We start from the raw sequence: 14,068 nt of genomic DNA on the forward strand, positions 1-14,068 counted from the left end.
GTCGCCGTCTCTCCCGTGTAGTACACGTAACCGTCGCTCAACCACCCACTCCAACCACCAGACTCGCACGCAGGAGCATACCTGGCCTGATAGTAGAAGAAGATGTACATCACTATAGGCGAGTAACCAAACCTCTCGCACGAGAACAGCTTGCCAGGCAATCCCGGATGACCTTCAAAATCAACCACCGGGCAATACGCAAAGTTGTCCTGACACAGCGGATGCCCGTAACCAAGGTTGTTCTCATCGTAAAACACCAACACACTGTCCGCCATCTCGCACCAGCCAGCACCAATGTTGCCATAGCAAATATCCTCGCTCAACATAACGGGCAGATCGTTTACGTGCTTCACGTGAGCATAGTCACCGCAACCTGCATAGTAATGCGCCCAACCTGCCGGTAGTGCTCCCTCTGCGACGGCCTCAAAGTTCTCACTGTCAACCGTCGCATTGATCGTGAGTGAATAGTCGTCGATCTCGAGACCACCGCACACGGTCGGATTGAGACCGTCCTCGTCGGAGTACCCACCGTCAGAATCAAAATTGAACGCGATGCGGAAGGAAACCGGAGGAGTCAACGCTGACAAGTAAGAGTCAACGTCTATAGTCTCCGTACCGCTCACCACATCGGTGTACGTAGCCATCGTGTCGAGGGTCACCCACTCACCGGCGCCAGTGTCATAAATCTGCAGTATGGCGTAACTGTAGTCAAATCCAGCTTCACTCTCGTTGTGGTACTTGTAAACGAGACTGATCTGATCGCTGGCAGCGTAGGTGTAACTCTTCGTGACTACCGTCTGATACATGCTGTTGCCGTAACCAGTGCCATTATTGTCTTTGTAGCAGAGATTGATGCCCTGTGCGTTCGTCACACCACAGAAGAGCGACTTGGTGCCGGCAAGCACGCACGTCCCGATGTTCAGATACGGGTTAGCGCTCGTGTCACTCGCCACGTGCATGTAGTCCGTTGCCTGTGTGGTGTTGTCGACGCCCCTCCAGCCGTCCATGAAGAGACCGCTGTGAGGTGTGCCGTTAAAACCGGCGGAGCTAAAACTCCACATCTTCCGGTTCGCCCAACCTGCAACCGCAGGCACCGCAGCGAGAGGTTCGCCACCCCCCGATATGACCGTTCCACCATAGTAGAACGTGTCCGTGCCCGCCATCGCCGCGTTCAGGCCGAATACATTACCCATCGGGACTACGCCGATTGCGTCGTCAATGATGGGGACTCGTCTCTCGATCTCCCTGGCTCCGGCAACAGCCGCTGTCATCGTAATCCCGACGAGCAGGATGAGAAGACCCGCTAGCTTTTGTCTCATCGGCACACCTCCTACTACCAAGGGAAATCCATGTTTCCTCACCCGAAGCAAACCTCGACCGAGACACTCGGGAGCAAGTCGAGCTGAGCTTGTCCACCCCAGCTAGAGCGCAAACCCGGTAAGGGTCAAATCCACCAATCGTGCAGGGCCCACGAAACATTGGTGCATCCGTCATTATCAAAATCAGAAACCGATGTGCTGAGCCACGTTCAATTGACTCACGGCCGTACTATATCACCAAAGTATCGCCGACGCAAGCGAAAATCCTTATCACACAGTTACCACATCTCAAGAGACGAGTACCTCTCAGTCACCTGGAGCGAGCAGCCCCGTTAAGCCCAACTTCGTATAGTGAAGAGGATTGTATCCGGAGTGCTCATGGGAGGAAGGCAAGATTGCTTGGCACACGGATGCACCTGAGCATTTCGGATACAATCAGTTGAACGAAGCCGTTTCGCTTTGGTCTATGGGGATTGTATCGAGGGTCGGGAGGTACGAGCGAGTCTTTTGAGACGGGAGCCGCTTGGATGTTGGAGGAAGAAGCTTAACAGAGTAGTGGATTGTGATGGTGTGAGGGCTCGACAGGAGTTCTTGATGAGAAGCTCAGGAGGAGAGCAGATATACTGTGGCCGCGAGGCAGCGCGCGGTGTCTTGCCGGACTTGAGGGCTATAGGATTCATCGACACGAGATGCATAGTTTCACTCTACGATGTATTGAACTTTAAAGGGTCGAACCCGGCGAGGCCGAGTGGGTCGAGGGTTTCGACAAGGAGGAGTCGTCCCTCCTTGCAGGCCGGGCAGAGATCCGGGTGAACCTCTTGGGCGGTTCCGGCTAGCTTGTGTGCGGGAGTCTCGGAGGCTAGGGCGTGCTTGTCGGTTTTCTGAGCGAGGAGCTTTCTTATGAGCGCGAGCTTCTGCTTTCGTCCCCGATTTGCCAGGAAGCCATAGTGGCGGATGTGCATGAAGCCAGTGGGGAGGACATGGAGCAGGAACCTTCGTATGAACTCCACGGCGTCGAGGCTCATCGTTTTCTGGCAATTGCCGTGGGCGTAATCTCTCCACAGAAAGGTAACTTTCCCATCTTCGAGCGACAGGAGTCGTTGGTTTGATATTGCGACTCTGTGGGTGTAACGGGCGAGGTACTTGAGTACCAGGCTGGCGCCCCCAAAGGGTGGCTTGGCGTACACGACCCACTCTGTGGCAGTTAGAGTAGCAATCCACTCTGACCAGTTCTGGGGCTCTCTGAGGTGCTCGAGGGTTCCATGGAGGCTGAGCTTCCCGGTGCTGTATGCCGCCGTGAGAAGGCCAAGGAACTTCTTGCGGAAAAGGCGGCTTAGAACCCGCACCGGGAGGAAGAAGTTCTTTCTGGATGATATCCATTGCATGCCATCAGGCGAGATTCCGCCGCCGGGGACGACGCAGTGGACGTGCGGATGGTGGTGCAGGTTCTGACCCCAGGTGTGGAGCACGCTGAGGAAGCCGACGTCGGCGCCTAGATGCTTTGGATCTTTTGCTATTGTGAGGAGAGTCTCAGAAACGGCACGGAACAGGAGGCCATAGACGAGCTGTTTATTCTGTAGGGCCAGTGGGCCGAGACTCTGGGGGAGAGTGAAGACCACGTGGAAGTACGGGAGATCAAGCAGCTCTTTCTCCCTCGCCTCAAGCCACTGCGCCCTGGCAGCGGCCTGGCATTTTGGGCAATGCCTGTCACGGCAGGAGTTGTAGGAGATCTCCTCATGACCGCAGAGATCACATCTTCTTTTGTGGCCGCCCAGGGCCGCGGTGCGACAGACCGAGATGGCTCGCAGGACTCGTCTCTGACTCGTCGAAGTTGGACCGCAAGCTTCTAGGTACGCGACCCCGTAGCTCCGGAAGACATCAGCCACCTCCGGCCCACGTTCCCTCATTAGCTCTCCGGGGTATGAACCGCTTCCAGCAGGCTTTGCGTTGGCTGAAGAGCCCGTGTCGAGACGTGGAGGTAGGTGGCTGTCGAGCTGAGGCTGCGATGGCCGAGTAATAGTTGGATGGTGGGCAGATCAGTGCCAGCCTCGAGAAGATGTGTGGCAAAACAGTGACGCATGGTGTGTGTCGTGACAGGCTTGGAGAGACGAGCCTTCCTGCGGGCACGGGAACAGGCCATTTGGACGACCCTTGTAGAGAGAGGCTGATGTGATGGCCTGCCGGGGAAGAGCCAGGACTTTGGTTTGTAAACGCTCCAGTATTCCCTGAACGCGGTCAGGGGCGCGGAAGAGAGCGGCACGTAGCGGTCGCGGTTGCCCTTTGCCTGACGGATGCGGACAAGCATGCTCTCGCTGTCAATGTCTGCGACGCAAAGACCTGTGGCCTCCGAGACCCTTAAGCCGGCGGCATACATAGTCATGAGTATTGTGCGGTGCTTCAGATTCTCCACAGCCTGGAAGAAAGCCCTGAGCTCACCGACGCTTAAGACAACAGGAAGCCTCTTCTCTCGCCTGGGATAGGCAATGTGCTCCACGCTTTCCCGTCTGCCGAGTGTCACCTGGTAGAAGAATCGCAGAGCACAGACAGTCTGGTTGAACAGGGCCCAGGAAGCGCGCTTGCTCTTGACGAGAAAAAGCTGGTAGTCTCGGATGTGTTTAGGGCCAAGCAGGTCCGGGGACTTACCAAAGTGGCTGGCATAGCTTGCAACGCAGCGGGTGTAGACATTGATGGTGTTTTGTGAGTAGTTGCGGATACGTAGATCTTCGATCATCCTCTGGCGTAGAGAGCTCATGAGAGACTCCTTTCGTGGGGTTAGGGTTAACGTTGATGGATCAGCTAGGAGAACCCTACCTCACGAAAGGGTCTTGTGCATCTCTACAAATTGAGCTGCACCTAAGGAGCTATCCGGAATCGCTGGGATCGTACAAACCCAGCCGGGAAGAAGAACAGATCTCTCGCCTCGCTACCGCGAAGCGGTTTCGTTCAATGCCGATTATGGGATGTCGAAACTGGCAAATAAAACAGTCCCTCTGAGCGTCACATGTTTGCAAGCGCCTTCCTGAGTACCTTGTCCTCGACCATGACGTAGATCTCGGTGGTTGTGATGTGTCTGTGTCCGAGCGCACGCTGTACCAAATGCAGGTCGCCTGTCTTGGAGTAAAGTCTTGCGGCAAAGGTGCGACGCAGCGAGTGAACCGAAAGTGGTTTTGTAATGCCAGCGAACCCCAGCCAGTGCTTAAGCCTCAGCTGGACCTGGCGCGGGCCAAGCTTGCCGCCGTTGCGGGAACGGAAGAGCGGTGTTCCATCTGTGGCACTCACGGCCTTGATGTAGCGAGCCAGCAACTTGCAAAGCCGTGCGTTGAGGAATACAGTCTCCTCTCGTCCACCTTTGGTGTTGATAGTGATGGTTTGCTCGGCAAGATTGACGTCGCCCGTGTTCAGACCGACCAGCGAGCCGAGCCTCATGCCGGTCCCAAGCAGGAGCGAGAACATCGCGTGGTCTCTTTTGGCAAGGGCGCTGTTCGAGTCGGCAATTGCATCGAGCAATCTCCTCGCTTCGTCGATAGACAAGTAGCTCGGTACTCTCCTGTCAGTCGGCGTCGAGCGAATCAGCCTTGCCGGGTTTTCGGCCAGGTAGCCTGCGTCGGTGAGGAAGCGGAAGAACACTCGCAAGGCAGTCTTGGTCCGATTGATAGTCAGTGCAGACTTAGGCTCGCCGTTCCCATCAGCAAGAAACCGGGCAAGCTTGTCTGGATTGATGGCCGTGACCGACACATCCGTGCCGAGCCAGCACTTCAGCTTGTCCAGATCCCTGAGGTACGCTTGCCTTGTGCGTTCACTCTTGCCATCGGCGCGGAGCTGCGTGTCAAAGCACTTCGTGACTGTGGAAAGCTTCATGGTTTCACCTCCTTCTTTGTGGATTCTGAGGCTGTGACCATGAACGCTCTCCCGCCAGTGACAGTCAAGCAGGTTAACCGAAGAAACTGCTCGTTTGGGCAGCGTTCAGGGCCTTTCTGCCGGTGTTTGCCCGCGGGGCCGCCACACAGGCGCCGTGTGGCCGTGTCTACAGGGAGGCAGGTATCTATCCATGCCTAGCCCTTGTGAAGGAGGGCCTGACGCGCGAAATGGCGCAGATCCTGGCAAAACCGAAGGCCATGGGTGGGAGCGACCAGCTATCCGGACAGCAGGGCTGAGAGGTACTCGCCGATTGCGGGGCTGTGAGAAGGGTCCCCTCGCCAGACGACATGAAAAGGATTGACATACGAGGTCACATAGTGTATGGTCCTGTGTGGTGACGTCGCTACAGACCTGACCTCTCGGATTATAGGACAATCACATCCTCCACAAAGACAGGCCATCTCTCGCGCGACTGATTCCCACAAGGAGTACTTGATTCACGTAATCTCTCACCGAAAGAACAAGAGCATTCCACCGTGCTACGCCCTTGTTTCTGACTGGAGCGCTTCCGGGTCTTGGTATCGTCTGAAGATGGTGATAGAGAACACCCAAGAGAGGAGGTAACTGGCAGGAAAATTGATTACGTTAGGATCTAACGTTTGCTTCACTGTTTCCTGCATCTTTGAGAACGGAGGAATTCGAAATGAGTAGGTTTGTCACATTTCTGATGGTGGTCCTGGTGCTTGGCTTTGCTCTATCCGTGGCTGCTCAAGCGCAGCAGAGCATCGGCGGGCACGACGAGACGACCGAGAACCACAAAGGCGCACAGTGGGCCGCAGGAGCCCTCGCTACACCCGGGACCGGTCCAGTCGTTGCTGGCACACATCTTCTCCTCACAGAAATCGGCTGGCGAGGGCTCAACGGGGCGTGTGCAGACTCCACCGAGTTCATCGAGATCTATAATCCTACCTCGAGCACAATTGACTTGTCCCACTACTACGTGTCAGACGTCAATGGGTATTCAGATCTACCTACGCAGGGAACCATTGACATACTAGCCGCCGGGTCGGACTTTGCCATGAAGTTCCCACCGGGGGCAACCATAGCAGCCCATAGCTATAAGGTAATAGCCATTCAGGGGCCTCGGTACAAACGCTGCACCGGGCTGGACGCTGACTTTATGATGTGGTCTTCTGGCTGTACCGCCCCACCGCCGGCATGTAACCTCACGACTGCCGTTCCGATGGTGGACGTCGCGAGGAACAAGCCGGGGTCGTATCCGACTTATGGCTCATTTACGAATACCGCTGAGTTCGTAGAGCTATTTTTCTGGGATGGCATATCGGACCTCGTTTGTGATGTTGACCTTGTATACTGGGGCTCCAGTCCAGGTACCGGTAACTGGCCAACACTCAAGACAAATGCCATGTGCCAGGACGGGCCGGATGCAGGCGCTCTGTTGTCGTGCTACGTCAATGACGTTGGTAATCCCGCCGGGTCTCTGGCCCAGGCACTCACTGCTCCCGCAAGTGGCGCTGGCACTCGCCAGAGAGTCACGGCAGAAGGAGCTGAGGGCGCTAACGGCAACGGCTGTGCACCAGGCGGACCCACTGCTGTCCAGAACAGCACCTGGGGTCAGATTAAGGTGCTTTATCGGTAGTGGTCCGTTGCTGAGTTAGAGCGACTGGCCGTTATGATCTTCGTTCCGGGGCTCTTGGCGTAGCTGGCCAGCGGGCAGAGAGAGCCCCGGCCAGATTGGTTCACAGTGCATCCAAGCGGAAGGACGGAGGAAATGCATAGAGACGGAGAGACGCAACTGCGGGTTCGCATCGCGTTAGTGTTCGTGTTTGCCATGGCGCTCTTGACCCTGTGGGCGCCGTGGTCGCTGGCGATAGAGGGGAACGGCAAACTCCAGATCCATCATATCGCTGTGGGCCAGGGGGACGGCGCGGTCATCATCACTCCGGAGGGCCGGGTTGTTCTCGTAGATAGCGGGGACAACTGCACACTATTCGTGAGCTACATCAGCAGTCTGGGCATAACGAGTGTAGACTACCATTTCGCGTCACACTACCACGCTGACCACATCGGGTGCCTGGATAACCTCCTTGCGACCGGCGTGACGCTCGACATCGCCGGATACGACAGGGGATACTCCTACACGACCCAGGCTTACACGACCTACGTGAACACCCTTGGCGCCAAGAGACAGACCATGGCCAAGAACCAGGTCGTCACGCTAGACTCACTGTCGGCGCATCCGGTGTACATCAAGTGTGTGGACTTGAACGGTGCCGGAGTCTATTCGCCAACCGGCAGCGATGAAAACGCAAAGAGCATGGTACTCAAGGTAAGTTACGGTGAGTTTGACGAATCCCTGGGAGGCGACCTGACTGCGAGTCCTTCGGTGGAGCCCACGGTAGGCCCTGAGATGGGCGATGTAGAGGTGTACAAAGTCCATCACCACAGTGCCTCGACATCTAGCTATGACGCCTGGCTCAATGCGACTACTCCTGAAGTGGCCGTGATCTCCCTTGGTGGCAATTCCTATGGCTATGTTCCGGCGGCAACCCTCACGAGATTGCACAGCCACGGGGTGAAGACATACTGGACCAACGCGGGTTCCTCTGCGAGCCCGGTTGAGGGTTGGGACAAGGTCGGAGGCAATATCGTCATCCAGGCCGACTGGAGCCCGGGGGCACCGTACACGGTCACCGGCAGCGGCTTCGTTGACACCTACTACAACTCTGGCACCGCTGCGGACCTGACGCCGCCGGAGGTTGCGGTGCTCAAGCCGGTGGGTGGTGAGATTCTGTATGTAGGTTCTGAGGAAATGATTGAGTGGATCGCCACAGATAATGTGGGTGTCGACTCGGTCAGCATGTACTACTCCACGGACGGCGGGGCCACTTTCCCGTACACGATTGCCACAGGCGAGCAGAATGATTCGAGTTACACATGGTTAGTTCCGGATACCCCCTCGGACAGCTGCGTTGTGAAGATTGTCGCGTACGATTCCTCGCTCAATTCCGGGGAGGGCGTCAGCGCGTCGCTTTTCAGCATCCGGGGCGAGGTGGGCGTGGACGGAGCCATCGCCGCCTGGGGGTTTAATGGCACTGCGCAGTGCAACGTCCCTGCGCCGAATGCCGACTTCGTAGCAATCGCTGCAGGCTGGGATCACAGCCTGGGCCTTAAGTCCGACAGCACCATCGTCGCCTGGGGGTATAATAACAGCGGGCAGTGCAACGTCCCCGCGCCGAATGCCGACTTCGTAGCAATCGCTGCAACCGGGCGTCACAGCCTGGGCCTTAAGTCCGACAGCACCATCGTCGCTTGGGGTGATAATGGCGAGGGGCAGTGCAACGTCCCTGCGCCGAATGCTGACTTTGTAGCAATCGATGCAGGCGGGTGGTTCAGCCTGGGCCTTAAGTCCGACGGGACCATCGTTGCCTGGGGATTGAATAACTTTGGGCAGTGCAACGTCCCTGTGCCGAATGCTGACTTCGTGGCAATCTCAGCAGGCGGGGATCACAGCCTGGGCCTTAAGTCCGACAGCACCATCGTCGCCTGGGGGTATAATGGCAATGGGCAGTGCAATGTCCCTGCGCCGAATGCCGACTTCGTAGCACTCGCGGGAGGCTGGTATCACAGCTTGGGTGTTAAGTCCGATGGGACCGTCGTTGCCTGGGGGAGGAATGACTATGGTGAGTGCAATATTCCTGCAGAGAATGCCGACTTCGTAGCAGTCGCGGGAGGCTGTATGCACAGCTTGGGCGTTAAGTCCGATGGGACCATTGTCACCTGGGGGTGGAACGAAAGTGGCCAGTGCAATGTCCCTGTGCCGAATGCCGACTTCGTAGCAGTCGAGGCGGGCGGGTATAACAGCCTGGGTTTGAAACGCCCATCTGTGATTTCTGTTGAGGGGCCCAAGCCAGCCGTTGTGCCCGGAGCATCTATGCTCTCAGTAGTGTCTGTTTCACCCAACCCGTTCAATCCCTCTGTAGAGATTGTTTTCGAAAGGCAGGGGTCGGGTCAGGTAGCTATGGAGATCTATGATGTGAGGAGTAGGCACATAAGGACGGTGTCTCTTGGGTTTTTTGGGTCCGGTCTGCACAGGGCACGGTGGGACGGACGGGATGCGAGCGGGGCTGACGTGTCTTCGGGGGTGTACTTCATACGTCTTTGGAGCACTGAGGCGGAATCCCTGCCGGTGAAGGCTGTATTGATCCGCTGAGGGGTGCCGGTCGAACTCGGGGCAAGCGATGGGCGTGTATGCTAGGAAGCCAAAGTTGTAGTGAGGCAATGCGCGCGGCTTAGATGTGATAGCTAACACTTGATCGTACTGGTACTCCGCCTGTGGCAGTGTCTGTTAGACCAAGCAGCGATCACTTTTTCCCGGACGATCGCCTTGCGCCTGCACTCGGTGTCTCGTACGGTGTCCTCCCATCGCCGCTGTGAACGCGGTGCACAGTCTTGGGAACGGAGTTCTCACCTGTAACCGCAGTTCACACTGCTGGCAACTCCGTTCACGCCTCTGCTTCCCCTCTAGAATCGATTCTGTCACTCCAAACCCCCGCTTTTTGCGCCACTTTTCCGACGATCTCCCGCCAGGCATACATCTGACTAGAGGTCCCCTGATTTCATGCAGCAAACCACGCCTTTTCCCCAGCTTTCTGCCCTGCTTTCCCGCTGAAAGAATCTTCGCCTGAGCCTCACAATTGAACTGTCGCCCCTTACGGCGAGCCATGCCGACCTGAGGGCCGAGCGGTATTCGCGGATTGCGAGACTGTGCGGCGTGTCCCCTTGCGTTGGCGGTACGTTGGTGATATGATGCGCGGCACATCAGGCGAAAGCAGCTGATGGTAATGGTTCTCTGAGTCAAACAAGAGCAGCATACTATCGTTTCACTGCAACGGAGGCAGAAATGACCGAACCGAACCGCAAACAGGCAACCCCCAACGGCGGCGGCAGACAAACAACACCGAGCGACGGACAGGCAACGTCGAACCAGGAGCAGGCAGCGCCGCACGACGAACAGAGTACGCCCGACAGCGAGCAGACGATGGCTGAAGTCTTTAGCCGCGCAATCGAGATTGAAAAGAAAGCCGCCGACATTTTTACTGAGTTGTCGAGTTTGTTCTCTCACATTCCGAACATCTCAGCGTTCTGGAAGGGAATGGCTGCGGACGAGGTCGTCCATATGGACACGTTGCAGGACATCCGTGGTACTTTGACACAGGAGCAGCTCTCGCTACCTCCAGAGAAACAGATATTGAAAGACATTTGCAAGGTTGAGGACCTGTTGAAGGGGGATCTAATCGGTCCGATTCGGAACTTGGATGATGCCTACGAGCTTGCACACGAAATGGAGTATTCCGAGGTCAATGCCATATTCAGATCCTTGGCAACCGGGATCGTTCCTTCCGAGAAGCTGGTGGAATTCGTAAGCGCAGAGATGGAGCAACACCTGAAGAAGATAATTGATTTTACTCAGAATTTTGGAGATCGGGCGTGGAGAAGGCAGATTAGTATTCGACACGCGCAAGACATTCCGCTGTTATCGACGACCGGCGATAGTGCCAGCGATAGAGAGCCTTGATGTGACCCCACGTTGATCCTGCCTCGTCGTTGATATCGACGAACCCGCCGCAAGGACTCCGCACTACAAGCATCAGGGAGTCGGGAAGCATACCTCTGGGCAGGCTCCCCTGAATTCACGCAGCAAGCCCCGGCCTTTTCCTTCCCCTTTCTGCTCTGCTTTCCCCCTGAAAGAATCTTCGCCTGAGCCGCAGAAACAACTTGCCATCCCTTGCCCCCAGAGCGTTCATGGACTTAGGCAGTCATTGTAACTGCTTGCATGAAAGGCTCTTAGAAAGGAGGTGAGAAACATGGCAAAGAAGGCGAAGAAAGGCAACGGAAAGGCCAAGGTTGCGGCGAAGCACAGGCAATCCGAGCAATCGTCCCAGGCCGCAAAGCCCGCACACGTGGCTTCCGACTTGGATGCGCTACGCAAGCCGGTACTCGACGCCAACGCTGGCCTGACCAAGGCTGAAACCGAGGCCAAGGCGCTCGTGGACAAGGCGCAAGCCCTCGTTGCAACGGCCAGAGGTCAGTACCGCGAGGCAGCAGCGCTCTACCGCGAAGCCTGCCGCAAGGCCGGAGTAGATTGCGAGTTCGAAGGCGGGCGCTCCACCAACGTGAGCCCCAAGGTCAGCTTCATCGTTGAGAAGGCTGACAAGGGCATCCGCGTGATGGTGAAGGGGAAGCCCGAGAGCGAGGAGCTGATCCCGCTGTCAGCGCTCAAGGCATCGATTGGCAAAGCGGCTTACGCCTACACCGACAAGCACGTCGGTCCGCGAGAGCGCGTGGGGAACAAGGGCGGGACGCTCGGAAACAGGCTCAGAGCTGTGATGGCTGGGAAGAAGTAGTAGACTGAGTAAGGACCGTCTGTGATAGGCGGCCTTGCTCTTTCCTGTTCTGTGTTGATTAAGGACACGCTTTGGCAATTGACAGGCAAGCTATTCGTGACTATGCTGTGGCTGATTGAGCAGAGAGTGTTGTTATGCGGAAACCGCGTAATATCAGCTGTAGATGGTGAGATTGTCGCTTAGGGTATCATCATAAGATAGTTGGACGACGTGCAGGCTGCGAGTGTTATGGCGCTCCAAAGGCGCTTATCTGGAAACGGTATGAGCCGTAGTTCGGCAGCCAAGGGAAACGCAGGATCAGCGGAGGGGGGGATAATGAGGAAGTTCTTTGAGTCAGGCCTTGCCTTCATGCTAGTTGCCCTGGTTTGGATCGCGGTTGGCCTGCTTTCTGGCAGACCGGGTTTGGGAGCTCTGGGAGTGTTTTGGCTAGTACTAGCGGTAGCCGTGAGAGCGAGGAGCACCAAGAAGCAGCGACCCACACCTGAGTCCCAGGGGAAGGACGACGCTACCTAGCACGTATGAGGCCTCCCGCCGTCAAGGGATAGAGTCTCCCTTTGACCGGCGCGTGGGCAACAAAGGAGGGACACTCGGGAATAGGCTCAGAGCTGTGATGGCGGGGAAGAAATAGCAAGCTGAGTGAGGACCGTCTGTGATAGACGGCCTTGCTCTTCGTGTTTTGTGCGATTGACAGGCAGATGATTCACAACTATGCTCAACTAGGTTGATCGGACAGAGGCTTCTTGGGCGGAAACGGCATAAAGGCGCAGTTAGACACGGAGAGCTAATGAAACGTATTAGCGAGTTTACGTGCAGGGCATTTCTTCTTGTTGTGCTCTGTGCAGTGCTGAGCTGCAGCCGTTCGTGCTCTGGTTCGAGCGTCAGAAGTATGGGACCGGTAAGTTCGCCCGATTCAATCCCGGCTGTGGTGCTCCAAGAGTCTCTCAGGTACGTTGCTTCGCGGATGGGAGCGCAGTTCCGTCGCGATAGCGTTCGATTTGACCGTGCGCGCTCGCTGGCTCATCCCATATTGCCGCCTGATTTTGTCCGGCTTCACCCGGACCTTGCTTCTTTGCCATGGTTTCGCATGTGCTTTCGCTTTAGTGTGCCAGAATCGCCGTGGGTCGATGGCAACATGGAGTTCTTCGTTGACGGCCGGGGCCATCTTCTGCCGGATACACACGTGGACGGAATACCTGATTGTGTTCACCAGCCCTCGGAGTGTGTGTTTCCGATAGACGAGGCCGAAGCCTTTCGCCTGGCCAAAGAAGCGGGTCTGGAAGAGGGGCTAAGACCCTGGAAGGCCTCGTTTCATTGGTTGCGGGTCGGCGACAAGGATTTGATTTCTGGCACATACGTCTGGGACGTCAGTAACACGCGTGACGTATCACTCACGCGAGAGGGCGGCGATGCAATAGTGATCGACGCAAACTCCGGGAAGGTAGTTTACGCCCACATGGGATGGGGAGCACTATTCTCTCGTTAGTCGTGTTCGGCCGGCGGCTTGGAACCGACGGATACTGTCCCATCAACTCTTCTGCAGAAGCGAGCACCGTCGCGTCTTCCCTACACCGAGAAGCATGTGGGGCCGAGAAAAAAGGTGGGGAATAAGGGAGGAACATTGGGCAATAGGCTGAGAGCTGTGATGGTGGGGAAATAGGCTGCAAGTGTGAGGACTGCCGAATGGGCGGTCTTCGCACTTCCGTCGCTTGCGTCACACCCATGACCCGCATATTGTGATTTAGTCTTTCTCCTTGCCTACAGTTTAGGGTTGACACAGGGCACGCCGGGACTTCATCATGGTGTCACGTAATTGCACTGGATGATTGTCGTCTCGAGAATCACTACAAGGTACGTAGCGACTTTCGGCAACGAGTGTCATATGGACAAGGGGCGCTCCAAAGGCGCCCGTCCGCAACCGGTGCACGGCATAGCTAGAAACGGAGTGCGCGAGGTGCGTTTCCTGACGTGAAAGGAGGGTAACATGCCGACAATCACGGTTACAGTTCTTCGCGATGGAGAACCGGCCAGCGGACATCGCGTGGCCCTCGGCTTCAGTGGGCCAGATGGAGGAATGTCTGATGCCGAATACACGGATTCTGATGGCGTTGCGGAATTTGACGTGGAGGGCGGACAGGAGGGCGACGTATTTGTGGACGGTCGCAACGTTGACAGTTGGGGCTCGTACAACGCTACAGACATTACAGTGGAATTGTGAGTCCTCGCCCGACAGACCTTCTGCTGCCATCCCGGCTCAAGGCAGGCGTCAACAAGGCTGCGTATGCTTACACCGACAAGCACGTCGGGCCGCGTGAGCGCGTGGGTAACAAGGGAGGTACGCTCGGTAACAGGCTGAGAGCTGTGATGGCGGGGAAGTGGCCACGAGCTGAGTAAGGGCGGTTGACATAGACCCACAGGTGTTCAGAGGGCTTTCCCTCAGTCGGTTCTATCAACTAGACTGCATCG

The 14,068-nt window shown here is 56.5% G+C and carries 11 protein-coding genes; 7 read left to right on the top strand and 4 right to left on the bottom strand.

Features of this window, described 5'->3' with window-relative positions:
• From NTX17_00005 to NTX17_00020, 4 genes are all read right to left on the bottom strand, one after another.
• The coding region (locus NTX17_00005) for a hypothetical protein (protein MCX5799767.1) at positions 1-1,319 on the bottom strand (1,319 nt) is incomplete at its 3' end.
• A 704-nt stretch (positions 1,320-2,023) separates the two neighbouring features.
• Complete coding sequence (locus tag NTX17_00010) at positions 2,024-3,226, bottom strand: IS91 family transposase (GenBank protein ID MCX5799768.1); 1,203 nt, start codon at positions 3,224-3,226, stop codon at positions 2,024-2,026.
• Positions 3,226-4,071: a site-specific integrase gene (locus tag NTX17_00015; protein ID MCX5799769.1), complete on the bottom strand. Its 846-nt coding sequence runs from the start codon at positions 4,069-4,071 to the stop codon at positions 3,226-3,228. The genes NTX17_00010 and NTX17_00015 overlap by 1 nt, the downstream gene beginning before the upstream one ends.
• Before the next feature lie 245 nt (positions 4,072-4,316).
• Positions 4,317-5,177, bottom strand: coding sequence for a tyrosine-type recombinase/integrase (locus NTX17_00020; protein MCX5799770.1), 861 nt, complete (start codon positions 5,175-5,177; stop codon positions 4,317-4,319).
• A 703-nt stretch (positions 5,178-5,880) separates the two neighbouring features.
• On the opposite strand from NTX17_00020, the gene NTX17_00025 reads away from it, so the two are divergent.
• The 7 genes from NTX17_00025 (at position 5,881) to NTX17_00055 (ending at position 13,820) form a co-directional block, all read left to right on the top strand.
• Complete coding sequence (locus NTX17_00025) at positions 5,881-6,837, top strand: lamin tail domain-containing protein (GenBank protein MCX5799771.1); 957 nt, start codon at positions 5,881-5,883, stop codon at positions 6,835-6,837.
• Positions 6,838-6,969: 132 nt separating this feature from the next.
• Positions 6,970-9,411 (top strand): MBL fold metallo-hydrolase, encoded by a 2,442-nt coding sequence (locus NTX17_00030; GenBank protein ID MCX5799772.1) that lies wholly within the window; start codon positions 6,970-6,972, stop codon positions 9,409-9,411.
• Positions 9,412-10,101: 690 nt separating this feature from the next.
• Positions 10,102-10,776: a hypothetical protein gene (locus NTX17_00035; protein MCX5799773.1), complete on the top strand. Its 675-nt coding sequence runs from the start codon at positions 10,102-10,104 to the stop codon at positions 10,774-10,776.
• 289 nt (positions 10,777-11,065) lie between these two features.
• Positions 11,066-11,605 (top strand): hypothetical protein, encoded by a 540-nt coding sequence (locus NTX17_00040; GenBank protein MCX5799774.1) that lies wholly within the window; start codon positions 11,066-11,068, stop codon positions 11,603-11,605.
• A gap of 315 nt (positions 11,606-11,920) precedes the next feature.
• Positions 11,921-12,118 carry a hypothetical protein gene (locus tag NTX17_00045; GenBank protein ID MCX5799775.1) on the top strand — a complete coding sequence of 66 codons (198 nt, stop codon included), beginning with the start codon at positions 11,921-11,923 and terminating at the stop codon, positions 12,116-12,118.
• A 271-nt stretch (positions 12,119-12,389) separates the two neighbouring features.
• Positions 12,390-13,088: a hypothetical protein gene (locus NTX17_00050; GenBank protein ID MCX5799776.1), complete on the top strand. Its 699-nt coding sequence runs from the start codon at positions 12,390-12,392 to the stop codon at positions 13,086-13,088.
• Positions 13,089-13,586: 498 nt separating this feature from the next.
• Positions 13,587-13,820, top strand: a complete 234-nt coding sequence (locus NTX17_00055) for a hypothetical protein (GenBank protein ID MCX5799777.1) — start codon at positions 13,587-13,589, stop codon at positions 13,818-13,820.
• The last annotated feature ends 248 nt before the right edge of the window (positions 13,821-14,068 follow it).

It is taken from the genome of Candidatus Eisenbacteria bacterium, from assembly GCA_026388185.1.
Classification (GTDB): domain Bacteria; phylum Eisenbacteria; class RBG-16-71-46; order JAFGJU01; family JAFGJU01; genus JAPLKG01.

What these genes read in the sequence shown, in the direction of transcription:
- NTX17_00045 (MCX5799775.1), top strand. Translation starts at nt 11,921, where the DNA reads ATGAGGAAGTTCTTTGAGTCAGGCCTTGCCTTCATGCTAGTTGCCCTG.
- NTX17_00025 (MCX5799771.1), top strand. Translation starts at nt 5,881, where the DNA reads ATGAGTAGGTTTGTCACATTTCTGATGGTGGTCCTGGTGCTTGGCTTT.
- NTX17_00040 (MCX5799774.1), top strand. Translation starts at nt 11,066, where the DNA reads ATGGCAAAGAAGGCGAAGAAAGGCAACGGAAAGGCCAAGGTTGCGGCG.
- NTX17_00055 (MCX5799777.1), top strand. Translation starts at nt 13,587, where the DNA reads ATGCCGACAATCACGGTTACAGTTCTTCGCGATGGAGAACCGGCCAGC.
- NTX17_00030 (MCX5799772.1), top strand. Translation starts at nt 6,970, where the DNA reads ATGCATAGAGACGGAGAGACGCAACTGCGGGTTCGCATCGCGTTAGTG.
- NTX17_00050 (MCX5799776.1), top strand. Translation starts at nt 12,390, where the DNA reads ATGAAACGTATTAGCGAGTTTACGTGCAGGGCATTTCTTCTTGTTGTG.
- NTX17_00015 (MCX5799769.1), bottom strand. Translation starts at nt 4,071, where the DNA reads ATGAGCTCTCTACGCCAGAGGATGATCGAAGATCTACGTATCCGCAAC.
- NTX17_00010 (MCX5799768.1), bottom strand. Translation starts at nt 3,226, where the DNA reads ATGAGGGAACGTGGGCCGGAGGTGGCTGATGTCTTCCGGAGCTACGGG.
- NTX17_00035 (MCX5799773.1), top strand. Translation starts at nt 10,102, where the DNA reads ATGACCGAACCGAACCGCAAACAGGCAACCCCCAACGGCGGCGGCAGA.
- NTX17_00020 (MCX5799770.1), bottom strand. Translation starts at nt 5,177, where the DNA reads ATGAAGCTTTCCACAGTCACGAAGTGCTTTGACACGCAGCTCCGCGCC.